The sequence below is a fragment of the Mycobacterium sp. E1214 genome (assembly GCF_001666755.1).
Lineage (GTDB): Bacteria > Actinomycetota > Actinomycetes > Mycobacteriales > Mycobacteriaceae > Mycobacterium.
This window is the reverse complement of record NZ_LZJC01000026.1, coordinates 1-18,416: the sequence shown is the minus strand read 5'-3', so window position 1 is coordinate 18,416 and position 18,416 is coordinate 1. Positions and strand designations below refer to the sequence as shown.

General features: G+C 68.6%; 18 protein-coding genes, 1 pseudogene and 2 riboswitches. Of the genes and pseudogenes, 13 read left to right on the top strand and 6 right to left on the bottom strand.

Annotated elements, in window-relative coordinates:
* Positions 1-291: 291 nt before the first annotated feature.
* Both A5700_RS03335 and A5700_RS03330 read right to left on the bottom strand, forming a co-directional pair.
* Positions 292-1,755: an ADP-ribosylglycohydrolase family protein gene (locus A5700_RS03335; RefSeq protein ID WP_068066780.1), complete on the bottom strand. Its 1,464-nt coding sequence runs from the start codon at positions 1,753-1,755 to the stop codon at positions 292-294.
* Between the two features lie 139 nt (positions 1,756-1,894).
* The gene (locus A5700_RS03330; protein ID WP_068066777.1) at positions 1,895-2,584 is read right to left on the bottom strand and encodes an ankyrin repeat domain-containing protein; all 690 of its coding nucleotides are present in this window, start codon (positions 2,582-2,584) and stop codon (positions 1,895-1,897) included.
* A gap of 30 nt (positions 2,585-2,614) precedes the next feature.
* Positions 2,615-2,726: riboswitch (SAM riboswitch) on the bottom strand.
* A 142-nt stretch (positions 2,727-2,868) separates the two neighbouring features.
* On the opposite strand from A5700_RS03330, the gene A5700_RS03325 reads away from it, so the two are divergent.
* From A5700_RS03325 to A5700_RS24975, 3 genes and pseudogenes are all read left to right on the top strand, one after another.
* The gene (locus A5700_RS03325) at positions 2,869-3,561 is read left to right on the top strand and encodes a helix-turn-helix transcriptional regulator (protein WP_197502746.1); all 693 of its coding nucleotides are present in this window, start codon (positions 2,869-2,871) and stop codon (positions 3,559-3,561) included.
* 256 nt (positions 3,562-3,817) lie between these two features.
* A riboswitch (SAM riboswitch) is annotated at positions 3,818-3,929 on the top strand.
* A gap of 31 nt (positions 3,930-3,960) precedes the next feature.
* Positions 3,961-4,449 carry a hypothetical protein gene (locus A5700_RS25885; protein ID WP_156671057.1) on the top strand — a complete coding sequence of 163 codons (489 nt, stop codon included), beginning with the start codon at positions 3,961-3,963 and terminating at the stop codon, positions 4,447-4,449.
* Between the two features lie 22 nt (positions 4,450-4,471).
* Positions 4,472-4,841: pseudogene (locus A5700_RS24975) on the top strand (cytochrome P450); the annotation flags it as partial.
* A 26-nt stretch (positions 4,842-4,867) separates the two neighbouring features.
* Here A5700_RS24975 and A5700_RS03315 read toward each other — a convergent pair.
* A complete protein-coding gene (locus A5700_RS03315; protein ID WP_068066764.1) occupies positions 4,868-5,464 on the bottom strand; it encodes a TetR/AcrR family transcriptional regulator in 597 nt (198 codons plus the stop codon).
* Positions 5,465-5,530: 66 nt separating this feature from the next.
* On the opposite strand from A5700_RS03315, the gene A5700_RS03310 reads away from it, so the two are divergent.
* The 6 genes from A5700_RS03310 to A5700_RS03285 all read left to right on the top strand — a co-directional run bounded on the left by A5700_RS03310 (position 5,531) and on the right by A5700_RS03285 (position 11,154).
* Positions 5,531-5,959, top strand: a complete 429-nt coding sequence (locus tag A5700_RS03310; protein ID WP_068066761.1) for a DUF1707 domain-containing protein — start codon at positions 5,531-5,533, stop codon at positions 5,957-5,959.
* Between the two features lie 33 nt (positions 5,960-5,992).
* Entirely contained in the window at positions 5,993-6,796 is an 804-nt protein-coding gene (locus A5700_RS03305; RefSeq protein WP_068066758.1) for an SDR family oxidoreductase, read from the top strand.
* Positions 6,797-6,828: 32 nt separating this feature from the next.
* Positions 6,829-7,680 (top strand): phytanoyl-CoA dioxygenase family protein, encoded by an 852-nt coding sequence (locus tag A5700_RS03300; protein WP_068066755.1) that lies wholly within the window; start codon positions 6,829-6,831, stop codon positions 7,678-7,680.
* A gap of 338 nt (positions 7,681-8,018) precedes the next feature.
* On the top strand, positions 8,019-9,686 hold the full coding sequence (locus tag A5700_RS03295) for a nitrite/sulfite reductase (protein WP_068066840.1): 1,668 nt from the start codon (positions 8,019-8,021) through the stop codon (positions 9,684-9,686).
* Positions 9,687-9,697: 11 nt separating this feature from the next.
* The gene (locus A5700_RS03290; protein ID WP_068066752.1) at positions 9,698-10,441 is read left to right on the top strand and encodes a phosphoadenylyl-sulfate reductase; all 744 of its coding nucleotides are present in this window, start codon (positions 9,698-9,700) and stop codon (positions 10,439-10,441) included.
* Entirely contained in the window at positions 10,438-11,154 is a 717-nt protein-coding gene (locus A5700_RS03285) for a sirohydrochlorin chelatase (RefSeq protein ID WP_068066749.1), read from the top strand. The genes A5700_RS03290 and A5700_RS03285 overlap by 4 nt, the downstream gene beginning before the upstream one ends.
* Before the next feature lies 1 nt (position 11,155).
* Here A5700_RS03285 and A5700_RS03280 read toward each other — a convergent pair whose 3' ends face one another.
* Together A5700_RS03280 and A5700_RS03275 are read right to left on the bottom strand one after the other, a co-directional pair.
* Positions 11,156-12,097 (bottom strand): LysR family transcriptional regulator, encoded by a 942-nt coding sequence (locus tag A5700_RS03280; RefSeq protein WP_068066746.1) that lies wholly within the window; start codon positions 12,095-12,097, stop codon positions 11,156-11,158.
* A gap of 153 nt (positions 12,098-12,250) precedes the next feature.
* A complete protein-coding gene (locus tag A5700_RS03275; RefSeq protein WP_068066744.1) occupies positions 12,251-12,610 on the bottom strand; it encodes a type II toxin-antitoxin system HicB family antitoxin in 360 nt (119 codons plus the stop codon).
* Positions 12,611-12,754: 144 nt separating this feature from the next.
* Between A5700_RS03275 and A5700_RS03270 the strand changes: the two genes are divergently transcribed.
* Positions 12,755-14,029 carry an alpha/beta hydrolase gene (locus tag A5700_RS03270; RefSeq protein ID WP_068066742.1) on the top strand — a complete coding sequence of 425 codons (1,275 nt, stop codon included), beginning with the start codon at positions 12,755-12,757 and terminating at the stop codon, positions 14,027-14,029.
* A gap of 10 nt (positions 14,030-14,039) precedes the next feature.
* Here A5700_RS03270 and A5700_RS03265 read toward each other — a convergent pair whose 3' ends face one another.
* Positions 14,040-14,474 (bottom strand): protease inhibitor I42 family protein, encoded by a 435-nt coding sequence (locus tag A5700_RS03265; protein WP_068066739.1) that lies wholly within the window; start codon positions 14,472-14,474, stop codon positions 14,040-14,042.
* A gap of 380 nt (positions 14,475-14,854) precedes the next feature.
* Here A5700_RS03265 and A5700_RS03260 point away from each other — a divergent pair, with 380 nt between their 5' ends.
* The 3 genes from A5700_RS03260 to A5700_RS03250 all read left to right on the top strand — a co-directional run.
* The gene (locus A5700_RS03260; protein WP_369828211.1) at positions 14,855-16,063 is read left to right on the top strand and encodes an MFS transporter; all 1,209 of its coding nucleotides are present in this window, start codon (positions 14,855-14,857) and stop codon (positions 16,061-16,063) included.
* Positions 16,064-16,123: 60 nt separating this feature from the next.
* A complete protein-coding gene (locus A5700_RS03255) occupies positions 16,124-17,737 on the top strand; it encodes a Na+/H+ antiporter (protein ID WP_068066735.1) in 1,614 nt (537 codons plus the stop codon).
* A gap of 27 nt (positions 17,738-17,764) precedes the next feature.
* Positions 17,765-18,416: AAA family ATPase (locus A5700_RS03250; protein WP_156671056.1), on the top strand; the 652-nt coding region annotated here is incomplete at its 3' end.

The following is an 18,416-nucleotide window of genomic DNA, read 5'->3' as shown; positions in this document are numbered from 1 at the left end:
TGCTGGGACGGCCAGCCCTCCGGGTCGATGCCGAAGACGCTTTCGTACGTGCGGCGTAGGTATTCACGCTGGTCCCAGAGCCTGCGTGCGATGTTAAAGCCAGTCGAGCTGCGCTTGAAGTCGACCCATGGCGTCAACAGCTTGGACGGGAACAGAGCATTCCAATATGCGCCCGGGCCGGTGGTCGCACTTAATTGCCTTGAAGGCCGCAACTTTCCACCTTCGCCTGGCCGCGTCATAGGCTGTTCCTCCCCGAACCCAAGCCAGTGGAAAGCGCCGCATGACAGCTACTCATGACACACCGCCGCGTCGGGGGTCGAGTCGCCGTAGCGTGGCACGGAATTCAGCATTTGGATTCGCGCCCGGCAATACCGCCACAACGTCGTCCAACGCCTGATCAGTGCCGACGCCCTGTTTGCGGGCTCCGTAGAGCGCGGCAATGGTGGGCGTGCGGCTGTATGCCTGGACGCAATGGACGAACACCGTCCGGCCCTCGGCACGCAGTCGCTCTATCGCCCGCACGGTGTCAAGCAGCACGAACTCGACATGGTCGTTCTCGCCCTCACAATCGATCAGGCGGACATCGAGCTGCTGGATGCCGGCAGGCAGGTGCTCATCCTTGACCCGGCAGAGCGAAACGATCGCGTCCACTCCCTGGGGCAAATTCTGCAGAGCGGCCACGCCTCCGATCCAAACCTTCTCGTCGTACGGGTGCTGGACAGGTTTGCGCGCTGCCGGGAAACCGCTATACGTGTAGTCGAACGTGTCGGCCCGACCCTTGTCGATAATCTTGTCGGCGAGGTGGACCAGCCCGCGAGCGGTCAAGCCGGGCCAACCCTGCAGCATCGACCGCCAGCGCGAGGGCACCGCGGATGCGCCGTAGGCGGCACCGAGCAGGGCGCCCGCGATGGCTGCGACGGTGTCGGTGTCGTGGCCCCCCCGCACCGCCGCCTCCAGCGCCAGCCGCAGGTGGTCGGCAGGAAACACCTCCGATTCCGCATCTTCTACCGGCACAGGCGTATTGACGATCGCCGACCACGCGGCCTGCAAAGCGGCGACCACCCACCCATTCTTGGCGGAAAAAGCCGACGGCTGAGATGCCTCGGCATCGTCCAACCGAGACGCCCACAACTGACGACGCTCAACGGGAATGTGGCCCATGCCGACCCGTGCGTCGAGCTCGCCGGTTAGGACGGCATGCCGGATGGCGGCGCACCACAGCACGCAGGCATCACCGGCGTCGGGGTCGTAGTGCGTCAACTCACTGACCGCACGCGCGGCTTCCGCGAGCGCGACCTCGTCGTCAAGGTACGCGAGTGCCACCGGCGCGGTTCGCATCAGCGAGCCGTTGCCGGCGGTGTGGCCGGTCCGCTGGTGCAGCGCCGCCGACTCTTCGCGCGCGGTTCGAGCGGAGATCCCCCGCCGACCGGCAGTCGACAGGACCGAACGAGTCTGGTTACCAACGTCTTTGGCGGTCCTCGCCCAAAATTCCCAGCGCTCCACAATGTAGTCTTGCGCGTTCTCGTCACGCAGGTCCGCCCCGGTGGCGGCGAACTCGGCGATCGCGATGGCCATCGACGTATCGTCGGTCCACTCGCCCGGCTTGAACGGTCCGAGTCCCCCGCCGATCATGTCGACGGGGACGTCGACCTCCAGGGGCAGTCCGAACTCGTAGCCGGCACCTAGTGCATCGCCGGCGGCGGAACCGAGCAGCGTACCGCAGGACCGATCACGTTGTGCAGCAGTCAAAGTCATGGCGTTCTCCTTCGTTGCGCATGCGCGCAGAGTCGAGTTGAAAAAAATTGAAGTACTTATGCACCACGCGTAGTGGCGGCGGCAGCCATCCACCGGCCACGCACGCTCAGCGCTATGGCGGCTCACGCAGCTTCGCCGATCAGACGAATCCGTGGTCGACCAAGACCGAGCCCTCGGGCGTGACCAGATGAGCTTGGCCGGACCCTTCCACGAAGCCGCACCAGCTCTTGACCTCCAGCGCGCCGCGTTGCAACTCGATGTGGAACATGTACTTGCCGGGCAGCGGCACACACACCCGCTGACCGGGCAGCTCGTGCAGGATCTCGACAGGCGGATAGCGCAGCGCAGCACGCAGGTCACCGTCGAAAACCCGCCCCTGGATGCGCCCGTCGATCAGCTCGGCGAGTCGTGCGTCCAGCGCCCGGATCTGCTCGGTCGTCAGCGGTGAGCGCGGCGGACGCACCAATTCCAGAAGGGCGGGCGACCGGTCGCGCTCGACCGCGACGTCGAACGGCGTACGTCCTTTCGAATCCCGCAGTGACCGTAGCGATCCCCGGTCGAGCAGCTCTGCGACGACCCGAGTTGGTGCGCCGTGCCAGGCGGCCTGATGCAGGGCGGTGAACCACGCCATGCCGCCCGGCCGCCACTGGTTGATGACCAGCCAGTTCCATTCGCGGTCCAGCACTTTCATCACCTGGGGCCAGTCGCCGGCTTTCGCGGCGTCGGCTAGCCGGTGACCGGTGCTGACTAGGTCGTCCGCCATAACTGAGGTGTCCAACACGCCCTGCCACGGGCGGGTGCCACCGATGATCTCGCTATAAGTCGTCATGAGACCTCCCTGCTTTCGGGCCTCCCTCGGGAGGCGCTCTTGCCGGCACCGATCGGTGTCGGCCGCTTCGTCACCCGAGCCACCCACGAGCGTGGGGTTGGCGCGCCATCCAGTCGGAGCTTGGCGACGGCGTCTCATGAAGCAACTCGATTTTAGAGCGACCCACCGACAAGTCGGAGACCGCCGGACCGGCAGCTCTTCGCTGCAGTATTGCAGCATGAGCTGTGAAATCACAGTATCATGCACCTGCCATGCCCTGCAACCGCACAGTGTATGCTGCAGCGATGCAGAGGCGTGGTCACCGATTATCAGGTAATGAACGAGGCATAGCTTTTGCCGAACGGGCGAAGGCATCCCGGTTACGGGCAGGGCTGACGCAACAGCAGCTGTCTGACCGCCTGCAACACGAAGCCAACGTTTCGCTTGATACGTCGGCAATCACCCGGATCGAGGCCGGACAACGAGAGCCCCGGCTGGGGGAGGCCCTCGCTATTGCGAAAGTGCTGGAATTCGGCCTGGACGACCTCGCCCCGCGGTCAGATCTCGACTCGTACCTGAGCGACGTCCACCTGTTGATGCACGAAAGCCGCGCAGCGCTGGTCAAGGCGCTCCGCTCAGTGGACCCAGTGGTCGACTTCGTCCGACAAAACCCCGATTGTCTCGGCGACGACAACCTCGAAGAACTGCTCACCCAGGTAATCGAACGGTTTCAGCAGCGCACCTCCCCCGAGAACTTCGAGTCCGCGGGCCTGCAGGCGGCGGACTTCGCCATCACGACAAATCGGAATGACGAGAGACTGAAACGCCAAGTCCTGCGGGCGGTCAGCGACGGAATCCTTGTTAGGGCCGACGAACTTCAACCCGCATATGACCGATGGTTCAACGAGGATCGACGCGCAAGCCGAAAGACTTCACCGACGACTAAGGCGGGTCGCGGACGGCAAAGCGCCCATTCCCGCAGCAATGCCGAGCAGTGAAGCCGCAGCCGTGGAAGTTGCAGTGCCGGCTTATGGACGTCGGATTGTCCATACCCCCGTCGGGGGTCCGACCACCTCACCCCCGTCGGGGGTGCGAACATTCACCCCCGTCGGGGGTACGAACCCGTTACCCCCGACGGGGGTAGCAACTACGGCCGCGCTGGGGGCGGCCCTGCGGCCATGCCCCAACGAGCTGGCTCAGCCCAATGAGGAACGTATCCATGCCTGTCGGTGGACCGAGGTAAATTTGGGATTGCTTCACGAGATGCCGTCGGCAAGCTCCGACTCGGCGGCACGCCAACCCCACGCTCGTGGGTGGCTCGGATGACGAAGCGGTCTGGACCAACCGGTGCAGACAAGAGCGCCTCCGCGGGGGAGGCTCGGCATCTAGGAGTCTCCATGTCCGAAATCTGGTGGAGCCTGAAGGGCACCGACCAGCATTGCCATTTGTATGGACCCGGCCATTGGGCCCACTGGATCCAACACAAACTATCGGTCCGAGAACCCGGGTCCGTCATTCCAGTCACCGCATCACTGGACGACGACGGGGTGGTCACGTTAGAGGGCAGTGGCCTCTCAATGCTGCGCTGGAATCATCGTCCCGCGCTGATGCAAGCTGCGCTGTTCGAATCGGGCGGCTTGGCGCAGTGGCAGCCGCGCTGGCACCTCCTTCTAGTGCCGACGGGAGACCGTGTCGCAGGGACGTGCAATGCCTTCAGCCTGGCGGCACTCGATGAACGACGCAGATGCTCCGTTACCCGCACCACCAACCCTGATCACCTTGTCCCACGCGCGCCGGCTCCGACGAATGTGCCGCCCCTGCGGGTCACCACGCTCTATGCGGCGGGGATGCCAGAGTCTCGGCGGGCCAACAAATTTAGAAAATGAGGCCGCCAACGTGTCGCACGCCCTGCGCTACTTCTCGGTCAACCAACTTCAGCCGCACAGTCACTCACGACGTCGTCCTCGCCGGGCAACGCCTCCGCAAGAACGATAAGGTCGTCATCAGCTGGCTGTCGGCCAACCACGACAAAACGAGTTCGACCGGCCGGACGCGATCATCCTCGATCGCGCCCCCAACCGCCACGTCGCCTTCGGACTGGGCCCGCACCGCTGCATCGGCTCGCACCTGGCCCGGCTGTTTTCCGGCGTGATGGTCAAGGCCGTCCTCGACCGCCTTCCCGACTACGAAGTCGATGTGGAAATGTCGATCAATGCCTTGGCAGCCCGAGCATGACGGCCTCGGCAGGTTGCCGGTAACCTTCACGCCGGAAGCGAGCGGCATCCGCTCCGACCGAAAGACCACTCAAAACAATTGCGCCACAACGCCGTCGACCAACTCCTCCGGCGCCCGCTCAACCCCCACCTCCCGCAACTGCCCGCCGATGGCCAGCGACGCGATGCCGTGCACCAGTGACCACAGCGGCGCGGCGAGTTCGAGCGGGTCGGAACCCGCGGCGATGCCCGCCTGTTGGCACGCCGTGATCGCCCCAAGCAGCTCGCCGAACGCCCGCTCGCCCGCCGCCGCGACGGTCGGCTCTTCGGACTTGAGCGACTCGACGCCGAACATGACCTGGTAGTGGTCGGGATGGGCGACGGCCCAGCGCACGTAGACCCGGCCGAGCTCGGCCACCCGCTCCGTGGGATCGGTCACGCGCGCGGCGGCCTCGGCCAGGTCGGCGTGCAACTCGACGAACCCCTGCTCAGCGACGGCTGCCAACAGCGACGCCTTGTCGGCGAAGTGCCGGTACGGCGCCGCGGCGCTGACCCCGGCGCGGCGCGCGGCCTCGGTCAGCGTGAACCCCTTGGGCCCCTTCTCGGCAACCAGCGACAGGGCGGCGCTGGTCAGCGCGTTCTTCAGGTCACCGTGGTGGTACGTCGTGCGGGCTTTCTGCACTGCCATGTTGACGACATTAACATTACGGACTATGTTAAAGCCATTCACATCGAACACCCGAGGGAGGGCACCATGACCACCCAGCTGGACACCACCGCCACGCTCGCCGGCAACCGCGACCGCGAGAGGACCGCCGATCTGCTGGGCCAAGCCCTCGCGCAGGGCTACCTGCAACTCGACGACTACGACCAACGGCTGCAGGCGATCTATCAGACCCACACCGCCCACGAGCTGCGCCAGCTCCTGGGCGACCTGCCGCTGGACCGCATTCGGCGTCACGATCCTCGTCGCCGCGCCGCCCGCATCGCCGCCGCCCGCCGCGGCGTGCGCGCCCACCTCGCCGCGTACCTCGCCATGGTCGTCATCGTGCTCACCGTGTGGGCCGCCGTCGCCCTCACCACCGATGCCACCTACTTCTGGCCCATCTGGCCCATCCTCGGCGCCGGAATCGGCCTGGTCAGCCACGCCGTCTCCATCCCACGCTGCCATAAAGCCCGTTGACAGCCGTTGACCAAAAGCATTCGAGGAGAAGCTATGAACGCCAACTGGGCAGTCGTCACCGGAGCCAGCTCGGGCCTGGGCGCGATCTTCGCCGAACAACTGGCCCGGCGCGGCCACTCGCTCATCCTGGCCGGGCGTGACGAGGCGCGGTTGCAGCAGGTCAGGCAACGCATCACAGCCAACACCGAGATCGAGCTCGTCGTCGGTGACCTCGGCACCGACGCGGGCGTCGAGGGCCTGATCGCGCGCCTCGACGGCCGCGCGGTCGACGTGCTGGTCAACAACGCGGGATTCGGCACCTACGGCCCATTCGCCGACGTCGACGCCCGGCGCGAGCACGAACTCGTCGCGGTCAACGTCGACGCTCTGGTCCGCCTCACCCACGCGGTGCTGCCCCGCATGCTTGCCCGCGGTCGCGGTCGCATCGTTAATGTGGCCTCCACCATCGCCTTTCAACCCGGCACGTACCAAGCCACTTACGGCGCCTCGAAGGCGTTCGTGCTGTCCCTCAGCCAGGCGCTGTGGGCCGAGACCCGCGGCACCGGCGTCACCGTCACCGCCCTGTGCCCGGGGCCGACGCGCACCGGATTCGTCGACGCGCTCGACGCCGACGTCTCCCACACCGCCATCTACCGGCACCTCGCCGCGCCCGAACCGGTCGTCGCCGCCGGGTTGCGCGGCCTGGACCGCGGCCGCGCGGTCGTCGTCCCCGGGTTGCGTTTCCGGCTGCTGGCCACCGGCGGAAAACTCATGCCCGGCTGGCTTGCGGCGCTGGTGAGCGGGCGACTGCTGCGGCCGGCCGACACGGCCAAGGCCGCGGCCGGAACGGCCACTTGACCACCGGTCAAATGGGGTCCATGGTCTCGTGTATGAGCATCGACGAGCCCGTCACCACCCTCGACGACCTCAAGACCGACCTGGCGGGCCGGCACAAGTGGACCACGACCGGCGGCGCGTCGGTCGACCCCGCGATCGTCGACGCCGACATGGCCGCCCTCGACCGCGACGGCTACGTCGTGTGGGAGAACCTGCTCAGCCCGGACGAGTGCGCGCAGATCCGCGACGTCGTCGGGCCGTGGCTGGGCCACACCGGGCGCAACGCCTTCGAAGGCCGTCGCACCCAACGCATTTACAGCGTGCTCAGCCGGACCCGGGTCTGCGACCGGCTGGCTGACCACCCCCGAGTGCTCGCGGTGCTCGACCGGCTGCTGATGCCCAACTATCTGTTATCGGCGTTGCAAGCCATCAACATTCAGCCGGGTGAGTCCGCGCAGCTGCCCCACCATGACGACGGCTTCTACCCGATCCCGCGGCCGCGAGACCCGTTGGCCGCCGCCACCATTTGGTCCATCGACGACTTCACCGCGAACAACGGTTCCACCGTGCTGTACCCGGGGAGCCACCGGTGGGGCCGGCGCCCACCCGGGCCCGACGACCCGTCGCTGCCGGTCGTGATGCCCGCCGGCTCGTGCGTGTTCTTCGTCGGCACCCTGTGGCACGGCGGTGGCGCCAACACGACCGATCGCGCGCGCCTGGCCATCACCGCCCAGTACTGCCAGCCGTGGCTGCGGCCGATGGAGGCCTACACGCTGTCGATTTCGCGCGAGATCGCCCGCGCGGTCTCCGAAGACATTCGCCGCATGATCGGCTACAGCATTCACCCGCCGTTCGTCGGCGCGGTCGACGGCCTGCATCCGCTGCGGCTGTTGCAGGATTCGTGAGGGGCCTGCGCCATTCCATGGGGGTCTGGGCCCTGCCCTGACGGGTAGCGAAGTGCCCGCCTCGCAGCGACAAATCTCCACAGCGCCCCGTTGTCGCTCTGAGGCGGGCACTTCGGATGCACCCCAAGACAGGGGCGCACGTGACGCCTGTGACTCCGACGCCCACAACTCACAACACGAGGTTGTGTCCTCACAACAGGTGACCTCTACTGGCATCCCGGTCCGCACGGCAGCATGGGAGGCGTGACCCGTGGGTCCAGCGACGTACACACGGGTACGCGCACCATCGACGGGTGGCGCCCAGCCCCACGACAGCCCGGCGCCAGGAGTACATCACCATGACCACAGCACGCCCCGCCAAGACCCGCGTCGAGGGCCAGTGGGCGCTGGGCGATCGCGAACCCCTCAACGACGCCGAGAAATTCAAGAACGACGACGCCCCACTGAACGTGCGCGACCGCATCGTCAACGTCTACGCCAACGAGGGCTTCGACAGCATCGCGCCCACCGACCTGCGCGGCCGGTTCCGCTGGATGGGCCTCTACACCCAGCGCGAGCAGGGCTACGACGGCAGCTGGACCGGCGACGAGAACATCGAGAAAATCGAGGCCAAGCACTTCATGATGCGGGTGCGCACCGACGGCAAAGCCCTGTCGGCGCAAGCCATCCGCACGCTCGGCCAGGTCTCCACCGAATTTGCCCGCGACACCGCCGACATCAGCGACCGCGAAAACCTGCAGTATCACTGGATTCGCATCGAGGACGTGCCCGAGATCTGGCGCCGCCTCGAATCGGTCGGCCTGCAGACCACCGAGGCCTGCGGCGACTGCCCGCGCGGCATTCACGGCTCGCCGCTGGCCGGTGACTCGCTGGAGGAGGTGCTCGACCCCTCACCCGCGATCGACGAGATCCTGCACCGCGCGCTAAACAACCCCGAATACGCCAACCTGCCGCGCAAATTCAAGACGTCGATCTCGGGCCTGCAGGACGTCTCGCACGAGACCCACGACGTCGCCTTCGTCGGCGTGCACCACCCCGAACACGGCCCCGGCATGGACCTGTGGGTCGGCGGCGGTCTGTCCACCAACCCGATGCTGGCGCAGCGCCTGGGCGCGTGGGTCCCGCTCGACGAGGTGCCCGACGTGTGGGAGGCGGTCACCGCGCTGTTCCGCGACTACGGATATCGGCGGATGCGCGCCAAGGCCCGGATCAAGTTCCTGGTCAAGGACTGGGGCGTCGAGAAATTCCGCGACGTCCTGGAGACCGAATACCTCAACCGCCGGCTGATCGACGGCCCGGCCCCCGAGCCCCTCAAGCAGCCCATCGACCACGTCGGGGTGCAACGAATCAAGAACGGCCGCAACGCCGTTGGGGTGGCCGCGGTCGCCGGACGGGTGACCGGCACCATCCTGTCCGCGGTGGCCGACCTGATGGAGCAGGCCGGCTCGGACCGGGCCCGCTTTACCCCGTACCAGAAGCTGGTCATCCTCGACGTCCCGGACGACAAGGTCGACGAACTCGTCGCCGGCCTCGACGCGCTGGGCCTGCCGTCGCGGCCGTCGTCGTGGCGCAGGAACCTGATGGCCTGCACCGGCATCGAATTCTGCAAGCTGTCCTTCGCCGAAACCCGGGTTCGCGCACAGTCGTTGGTGCCCGAGTTGGAACAGCGCCTGTCCGACGTCAACGCCAAGCTCGACGTGCCGATCGCCGTGCACCTCAACGGGTGCCCGAACTCGTGCGCCCGAATCCAGGTGGCCGACATCGGCTTCAAGGGCCAGTGGATCGACGACGGCGAGGGCAATTCGGTCGAGGGGTTCCAGGTGCACCTCGGCGGCGGCCTGGGCGAGGCGAGCGGCTTCGGCCGAAAACTGCGACAGCACAAGGTGACCAGCGACGAGCTCGGCGACTACATCGACCGCGTCACCCGCAAATTCCTCGACCAGCGCGACGACGGTGAGCGGTTCGCCGCTTGGGCCCTGCGCGCCGCCGAGGACGACTTGCGCTAGGGGATGACTTGATGAGCCGGGGGCTCACCCACTTCACCGAGGAACAGCTGCGCGAGATCGCGTCGCGCGGCGCCGCCGAGATGGAGGGTCGCAGCGCCGTCGACATCCTGCGCTGGACCGACGAGCACTTCGGCGGCATCGGCGGGCCCCGCGGCTGGGCCACTTGCAAGTGGGTGGTGACCAGCACCATGCAGGACGCGGTGACGGTGTCGCTGGCGTCCAGCGTCCGGCCCGGCGTGCCGGTGGTGTTCCTCGACACCGGCTACCACTTCGCCGAGACCCTCGGCACCCGCGACGCGGTCGACTCCGTCTACGACATCCACCTGCTCAACATCGCCCCCGAGCGCAGCGTCGCGGAGCAGGACAATCTGCTCGGCAAGGACCTGTTCGCCCGCGACCCCAACGAATGCTGCCGCCTGCGTAAGGTCCTCCCGCTGCGCCGCGCGCTGCGCGGCTACGCCGCCTGGATCACCGGCCTGCGCCGGGTCGAGGCGCCCACGCGCGCCAACGCGGCGCAGATCAGCTACGACGAATCCTTCGGCATCATCAAGGTCAACCCGATCGCGGCCTGGACCGACGAGGACGTCGACGCGTACATCCAGGCCAACGGCGTGCTGGTCAACCCGCTGGTCGACGAGGGCTACCCGTCGATCGGCTGCGCGCCGTGCACCGCCAAGCCGGCCGAAGGCGCGGATCCCCGCAGTGGACGTTGGCAGGGACGCGCCAAGACCGAATGTGGGCTGCACGCCTCATGAGCACCCTGATCCTCACCGCCCACGGCAGCCGCGACCCCCGCTCGGCCGCCAACGCCGCCGCCGTGGCGGACCGACTCACCAGCATGCGTCCCGGCCTCGACGTGCGGCTGGCGTTCCTGGAACTCAGCGCGCCGAGCTTCGCCGACGCCCTCGCCGGCCTGCACGACCCCCGCCAGGCGGTCGTCGCCCCGCTCCTGCTGGCCAGCGCGTACCACGCCCGTCGCGACATTCCCGAGCAGATCGCCCGCGCCGGCGCGCACGGCATCCGCCAGGCCGGGGTGCTCGCCGAGGACGCCCGGCTGGTGTCGGTGCTGCGGGAACGCCTCGCGGAGATCGGGGCGTCGCCCGACGACGAGGACCTGGGCGTGCTGGTCGTCGCCATCGGGTCGTCGAACGCCGCGGCCAACGCCCGCACCGCCCAGGTGGCGTGCCGGCTGGCCGCGGGCACCCGCTGGGCGGGCGCCGGCACGGCGTTCGCCACCCGGCCCGAGGCGTCGGTGACGCGGATCGCCCACCAGCTGCGCGGCCGCGGCGCGCGCCGCCTCGTCATCGCGCCGTGGTTCCTGGCGCCGGGACGCATCACCGACGGGGTGTCGGCCTATGCGCGCGAGCACGACATCCCGATGGCGGCGCCCCTGGGCGCGCATCGTCTGGTGGCCGAGACGGTGCTGGACCGCTACGACGAGGCCCGCGCCGCCGACGCCGCGGCCTGAGCTATCGCGGTGCGCCGCTGAGGATGTGGGCGAGGAAGTCGCGGATCGCCCCGGCGGGCGGGGTGCGCCCGCCGACCCAGATGGCGCGAAAGTTGCGCCGCAGGTCCAACCCGGGAATGGTGATGGCGCGCAGCCGGCCGACCGCCAAGTCGTCGGCCACCGCCAGCTGGCTCATGGCCGCGGGCCCCGCGCCGGCGAGCACCGCGGCCCGCATCGCGGCGGCCGACGTCAGCTCCAAGACGGGCGAAGCCTGTTGCATGTCGTCGTCCAACGCCACCCGCAGCGCCGCCGTCAGCGAATCGCGGATGCCTGAATGGGGTTCACGGGCCACCAACGGCGTCTGCGCAAGCTCGCGCGCCGTCACGGGCCGGGATCGCCGCGCCCACTTGTGGCCCGGCGGCACCACGATCACCAACTCGTCCTCGGCGACCACGCAACACCCTAAACCCTGTGGCGTACCCGGACTTTCGATGAATCCCAGATCGGCGCTGCCGTCGCGCACCGCGGCGATCACGTGCTCGCTGTTGGTCGCGGTCAGGATGACCCGCGGGACGCTGACGCTGCGCCGCGTCGCCTCGGCCTGCAACGACAGCAACCAGTGCGGCATGAGCTGCTCGGAGGTCGTTTGGCTGGCGGCGACCCGCAGCCGCTCGCGGCCCTCCTTCCGCAACGAATCCATGCCCGCGTCAATCTCTTTCGCGACCTCGAGGAGCCGTGCCGCCCAATCCGCGACGATCAGGCCGGCGGGCGTGAGCTGAGAGCCGCGCGTCGTGCGGACCGCCAGCGTCACCCCGACCTGGGCCTCCATCGCGGCGAGTCGCCGCGACACCGCTTGCTGCGTCAGGCCAAGCTCTCGGGCGGCGCGGCCTAGGCTGCCGGTCTCGGCGATCGCCAAGAACGCCTCGAGGGAGGCGATATCGGGCATCCGGGCGCTGAGCGGCATGGGCAACGGCTCACAATCGACTCGTGTGACACAACATTAGCTTGTGAGGGCACGACACCGAAATCTTTAGCCCGACCCCGAAGGTGGTTGACCGAGAACGGCCCCCTTAACTGCGGAAACTTGAGAGCTCGGGCCAGGCCGTCACAAGCCGCCCTACCAGTCGAAGCCGGACAGCCCGAGACCGTCGCTGAGTCGACGGCCCGACAACTGCTGCACCACCCATTGGTTCATCGACACGCCCTGCTCGGCGGATTCGATTGCCAGGCGGCGGTGCAGCTCGACCGAGGTCCGGATGACGATGGTGCCGCTGTAGCTGCGGTCGGCCATCGGCGTCGGCGGTGTCTCGCCGCCTTCCCGCATCACCTCGACGTGCTCGTCGACGGCCGCCTCGATCGCCAACGTCGCCTCCTGCGCGGTCGGCGCCGCGCAGCTGAGAAACGGCATCTCGAGGCAGGTGCTGGCGTACTTGTCGTCCGCCGGTGACCAGCCGACTCGATACGTGTAGTGGTTCACGGCGGATTGGTAGCACGGGCGCTAGCGGATTCGAAAGTCACACATCCCCAGGACAGAGCGCCCGCCGAGGACCCCTAGGCGCGCACGGAATCAGCTAGTGCAGGCGCTAGCGGATCGGCGATCACCTCCTCGTAAGGTGAGCGGATGCGGACAGCTCGGCTCGGCCACCACCTCCGGCAACTCGCCTCCCTCGCCGTCACCGCGGTGACGGCGGCGACCACCGTCAACGCCTACCGGCCCCTGGCGCGCGGCGGGTTTCCCTCGTTGTACTCGTGGATGTTCGGCCTGGCCGTCACCGAACTGCCGCTGCAGACGCTGGCGGTCCAGCTCGCCGGGCTGGCCGCGACGGGCCGGCGCCTGACCCGCCCGGTCCGCATGCTGGCGTGGCTGGTGACGGGCGCCTCGGCGCTCGGGCTGCTCAACCTCAACCGTGCCGGTCACCAGGCCGACGTCCCGCTGCGCGAGGCGCTGAACAACGGGCTGGGCACCAATCGGCGCACCGACTCCGCGGACCTGTGGCGCCGCCCGGCCGGTGGCGGCACCGCCAAGGCGCCGGGCCTGGTGCGCATGCTGCGGATCTACCGCGACTACGCCCACGACTCCGACATCAGCTACGGCGAATACGGGAGGGCAAACCACCTGGACATCTGGCGGCGCCCGGACCTCGACCGGGGTGAGAAGGCGCCCGTCCTCTTCCAGATCCCGGGCGGCGCGTGGACGACGGGCAACAAACGGGGGCAAGCACATCCGCTGATGAGCCACCTCGCGGAGCTGGGCTGGGTGTGCGTGGCGATCAACTACCGGCACAGCCCCCGCAACACCTGGCCCGACCACATCGTCGACGTCAAGCGTGCCCTCGCGTGGGTCAAGGCGCACATCGCCGAATACGGCGGCGACCCGGATTTCATTGCCATCACCGGCGGCTCGGCCGGCGGGCACCTGTCGTCGCTGGCCGCGCTGACGCCCAACGATCCGCAATTCCAGCCCGGCTTCGAAGACGCCGACACCCGGGTGCAGGCGGCCGTGCCGTTCTACGGGATCTACGACTTCACCAAGTTCGACAAGACGCTGCACCCCATGATGCCCGGCCTGCTGATCAAGTCGATCATGAAGCAACGGCCCAGCACGCACCAGAAGACCTTCGAGGCCGCGTCGCCGGTCTACCGCGTCACCCCAGACGCTCCCCCGTTCTTCGTACTGCACGGCACCAACGACTCCCTGGCCTACGTCGAGCAGGCACGGACCTTCGTCGACCGCCTGCGCCAGGTCAGCCGCCAACCCGTCGCCTACGCCGAATTGCCGTTGACCCAGCACGCTTTCGACATCTTCGGTTCCGCCCGGGCGGCGCACGCGGCCGTGGCCGTCGAGCAGTTCCTCGCCGAGATCTACGCCCGGCGTCGCCAAGCCGCGGTCGCCTAGCCGCGACGGTCTACTGCACCGTCACGTTCGCCGTGTACGTGCATGCCGGCTTGGCGTCCTTGCCCACGAAGCTGGTGTAGGACGTGGTAATGGTCGTCGAGCCGGGCTTGAGCGCTGCGAACTCCCACACCTCGGTGCCCGGCGCGCCGAGGGCCTCGGAGCTGGGCTGCACGAATTCGTGGCTGATCTGCTTCAGGACGCTCGGGTCGGCGATCTTCATGTCCGGCGCCCACCGGTACGGGGTGGTGTAGTTCGAGCCCAGCTTCACGTACAGCGTGTTCCCGACGGCCAGGGCGATGCTCTGGGTGATGGCGTCCTGCATCAGGACGTCACTCATGGAAGCCTGCAGGGTCTTGGTGGACGGCGGGTTTCTGGAGCCGAAGTGGCAGGCCGGTAGGAACAGCGAGACAAGCACGGCGACTGTTGCCAGCAGCCTGATCTTCACTGCGGATCTCCCCTCTCTTCGGCCCGCCGCCTGGCGGCTTACCCGCTGCGCACCAAGCCACTCGATCCTAGATGCCGCGCCCCGAGCGACGGCACCCCCACCGCGCCCACAACGAGTTCAAAGAACCGTGTGAACGCCCCAAGCGGTGGGTATAGGACGACTCAGGCCGGAACCGCGCCGTCGGGTGTAACGGGATACACCCAGCGTTCGATTTTGGTAGTCCACTACCCCGGCACTTTCATCAACTTCGTTCCTGGCACGGGACTTTGGGGGTCGGCTCATGCTTTCTTTGTCGTGCGCGAAAACGGTTCGGCTCTCATGATATTCGGGGAACCCGCCGCACCGACGGGCCAAAGCGCAAGCGTCGCAATCGAACAGCGGTGAACACCGCGACACACGAGATCTCGGCGGCCAGGCGGTGGTCGATGCTGACGGTCTCGCAGCTGGCGACGCTGTGCGCCAATGTCTTCATCAACGGCGTCGCATTCCTGATACCCGCGCTGTCCAAGCACGGGGCGAGCCTCGTCGAAGCGGCGCTACTGGCCTCGATGCCCAGCGTTGGCATGATGTTCACCCTGATTCCGTGGGGCTTCCTGCTGGACCGCGCCGGCGAACGGGTGGTGCTCTCCCTGGGCCTGGGGCTTACCGCCGCGGCCGGGGTGGCCGCGGCGGCGATGGACTCTCCGCTGGCCATGGGCACGTTCCTGGTGCTCGGCGGCATGGCCGCGGCCAGCTGCGTCCCGGCCAGCGGCCGGCTGGTCACCGGCTGGTTCGCCGTGCGCCAGCGCGCGCTGGTGATGGGGGTGCGCCAGACCGCGCAACCGCTGGGCATCGCTGTGGGGGCGCTGGTGCTTCCCGAACTCGCCAAGCGGAATTTGTCGGTGGCCCTGCTGTTCCCGGCGGTCCTGTGCGCCGTGGCGGCCGTGGCCGCCGCGGTGGGCGTGAGCGACCCGCCGCGGCCCGACCGGACGGGCGTCCACATGGGCGAGCTCGCCGAGCTGTACCGCGGCACACCGTTGTGGCGCATCCACTTCGCGTCGACGCTGCTGATGGTGCCGCAACCGGTCGTCCTGACCTTCATGCTGGTCTGGTTCACCGGCAAGCACGGCCTGTCGATGGCGTGCGCCGGCCTGCTCGTCGGGGTCTCCCAGGGCCTCGGCGCGTTGACCCGCGTCGCCGCGGGCCGGTGGGCGGACCGGATCGGATCGCGGATGCGGCCGCTGCGCAAGATCGCGGTCGTCACCGCCGGGGTCATGCTGGTGCTGGCCCTCACCGACCACCTGGGATGGCCCGTCGCGGTGCCGGCCATGGTGCTCGCTGCGGCCGTCACGGGAGACAATGGCCTGCCCTTCACCACCATCCCCGAGATCGCCGGGCCGTTCTGGTCGGGGTGGGCCCTGGGCACGCAGAACGCGTTCGAGCGCCTCGTCGTGGCCGTCGCGCCGCCGGCGTTCGCGGAGGTCATCGTGGCCGCCGGTTATCCGCTGGCGTTCGGGCTGTGCGGGCTGTTTCCGCTGGCCGCCATGCCGCTGATCCCGTTGCGCGGCGCCCGGGATCCCGCCGCGCCGGAGCCGTCGACGGTGGGCTGACGCCGGCGGGGTGCGCTCCCCCGCGGCGCGCTGAGCGGGCGAGTCCGGCAGGATGGGCTGGTGTTCGGCCTCGTCCTCATCGTTGCGCTGGTGTCCACCGTCATCCTGGGGACGGTCATCGGTCGGCGCTACCGCGTCGGCCCCCCGGTTCTGCTCATCACGCTCGGCGCGCTGCTAGGGCTGATCCCGCAATTCGCCCACGTCCACATCAACGGTGAGATCGTGCTGCTGCTGTTCTTACCGGCGATCTTGTACTGGGAGGGCCTGAACACCAGTTTCCGGGAGATCCGCGCGAACGCCCGCATCATCGTGTTCCTCAGCGTCGCCCTGGTGATCGCCACCGCCGTGGCCGTGTCGTGGACGGCGCGGGCGTTGGGCGTCGAACCGCACGCGGCGGCGGTGCTGGGGGCCGTCCTGTCACCCACCGACGCCGCCGCCGTCGCGGGCCTGGCCAAGAAATTGCCGCGCCGGTCACTGACCGTCCTCAAGGCCGAGAGTCTGATCAACGACGGCACGGCCCTGGTGTTGTTCGGCGTCACCGTGCACGTCGCCATCGGCGGGGCCGCCATCACCCCGATCGACCTGGTCGGGCGGTTCATCGGTTCCTATCTGGGGGGCGTCGCCGCCGGCCTGCTGGTCGGCGGGGCGGTCACGCTGCTGCGCAAACGGCTCGACGCGCCTCAGGAAGAAGGCGCGCTGAGCCTGCTGACGCCGTTCGCCGCCTTCCTGCTGGCGCAATCGTTGGACTGCAGCGGCGTGGTCGCGGTCATGGTGGCGGCCTTGGTGCTCGCCTACGCGGGGCCGGTCGTCATCCGGGCGCGGTCCCGGCTGCAGTCCTCGGCGTTCTGGGACAGCGCGACGTTCCTGCTCAACGGCTCGCTGTGGGTGTTCGTCGGCGTCCAGATCCCGAACGCGCTGCGCGGGATCGACCACGTCGACGGGGGTATCCGCCACGCCCTGTTCGTCGCGCTGGCCGTCACCGGCGTGGTGATCGTGTCGCGGATCTTCTGGGGTGAGATCACGACGGTGCTCCTGCGGGTGATCGACCGGCGCGAGGTGCAGCGCGCCCGCCGCATCGACTGGCGCCAGCGCTTCGTCACCGTCTGGGCGGGCTTCCGCGGCGCGGTGTCCCTGGCCGCCGCGCTGGCCATTCCGACGACCACCCTGAGCGGCGCGCCGTTCCCGGACCGCAGCCTGGTCATTTTCATCGTCACCGTGGTGATCCTGGTGACCGTCCTGGTGCAGGGCAGCACGCTGCCCGCCATCGTGCGTTGGGCGCAGATGCCGCAAGACGTCGCCCACGCCGAGGAGCTGCACCTGGCCCGCGCCCGCGGCGTCCAGGCCGCGTTGCGCGCCTTCCCCGAGGTCGCCGACGAGGTCGGCATCAGCGAGGAGCTGCGCCGCCGGCTGCAAAAAGAATACGAGGAAAAAGCCGCGCTGGTGCTGGCCACCGAGGCCGGCTCCCCCAACCAGCGGCTCGTCGTCGGCCGGGAGAAGGTGCGCCAGGTCCGCCTCGGCGTGCTCGAACACAAGCGCCGCGAGATCACCTCGCTGCGCAATCAGAACCTGATCGACGACATCGTGCTGCGCGAGTTGCAGAACGAAATGGACCTGGAGGAAGTGCAGCTGCTCGACGCCGGCATCGACGACGCCGACGCCGACGTGGACGCCTAGTCGGTCGCCGACCGTACAGTCGGCTCCATGCTGCAGACGGTCGCGATCCGCGGGTACCGCTCGCTGCGCGACGTGGTGCTGCCGCTGAGCCAACTCTCGGTGGTCACCGGGGCCAACGGTGCCGGCAAGTCCTCGCTGTACCGGGCGCTGCGGCTGCTCGCCGACTGCGGCCGCGGCGAGGTCATCGCCTCGCTGGCCCGCGAGGGCGGCCTGCAATCCGTGCTGTGGGCCGGCCCCGAGCAGCTGAGCGGCGCGCACCGCACCGGCAAGGTCGAGGGCACCGCCCGCACCCGCCCTGTTTCGCTCGAAATGGGCTTCGCCGCCGACGATTTCGGTTATTTGGTGGATCTGGGCCTGCCGCAGTCGGCCGGTCCGCCGGGGGCGACGGAGCCGTCGGTGTTCAACCGCGACCCCGCGATCAAACGCGAGGTGGTGTTCGTCGGGCCGGTGCCGCGGGCCAGCGCCACCCTGGTGCGCCGCACCCGCAACTTCGCCGAGACCAGCGCGGACTCGGGCCGCGGCTTCGACGAGCTGTCGCGGTCCCTGCCGTCGTATCGCAGCGTGCTGGCCGAATACGCCAACCCGCGAGCCCTGCCGGAGCTGGCGGCCGTGCGCGAACGGCTGCGCGGCTGGCGGTTCTACGACGGCTTCCGGGTGGACGCGCTCGCCCCGGCGCGGC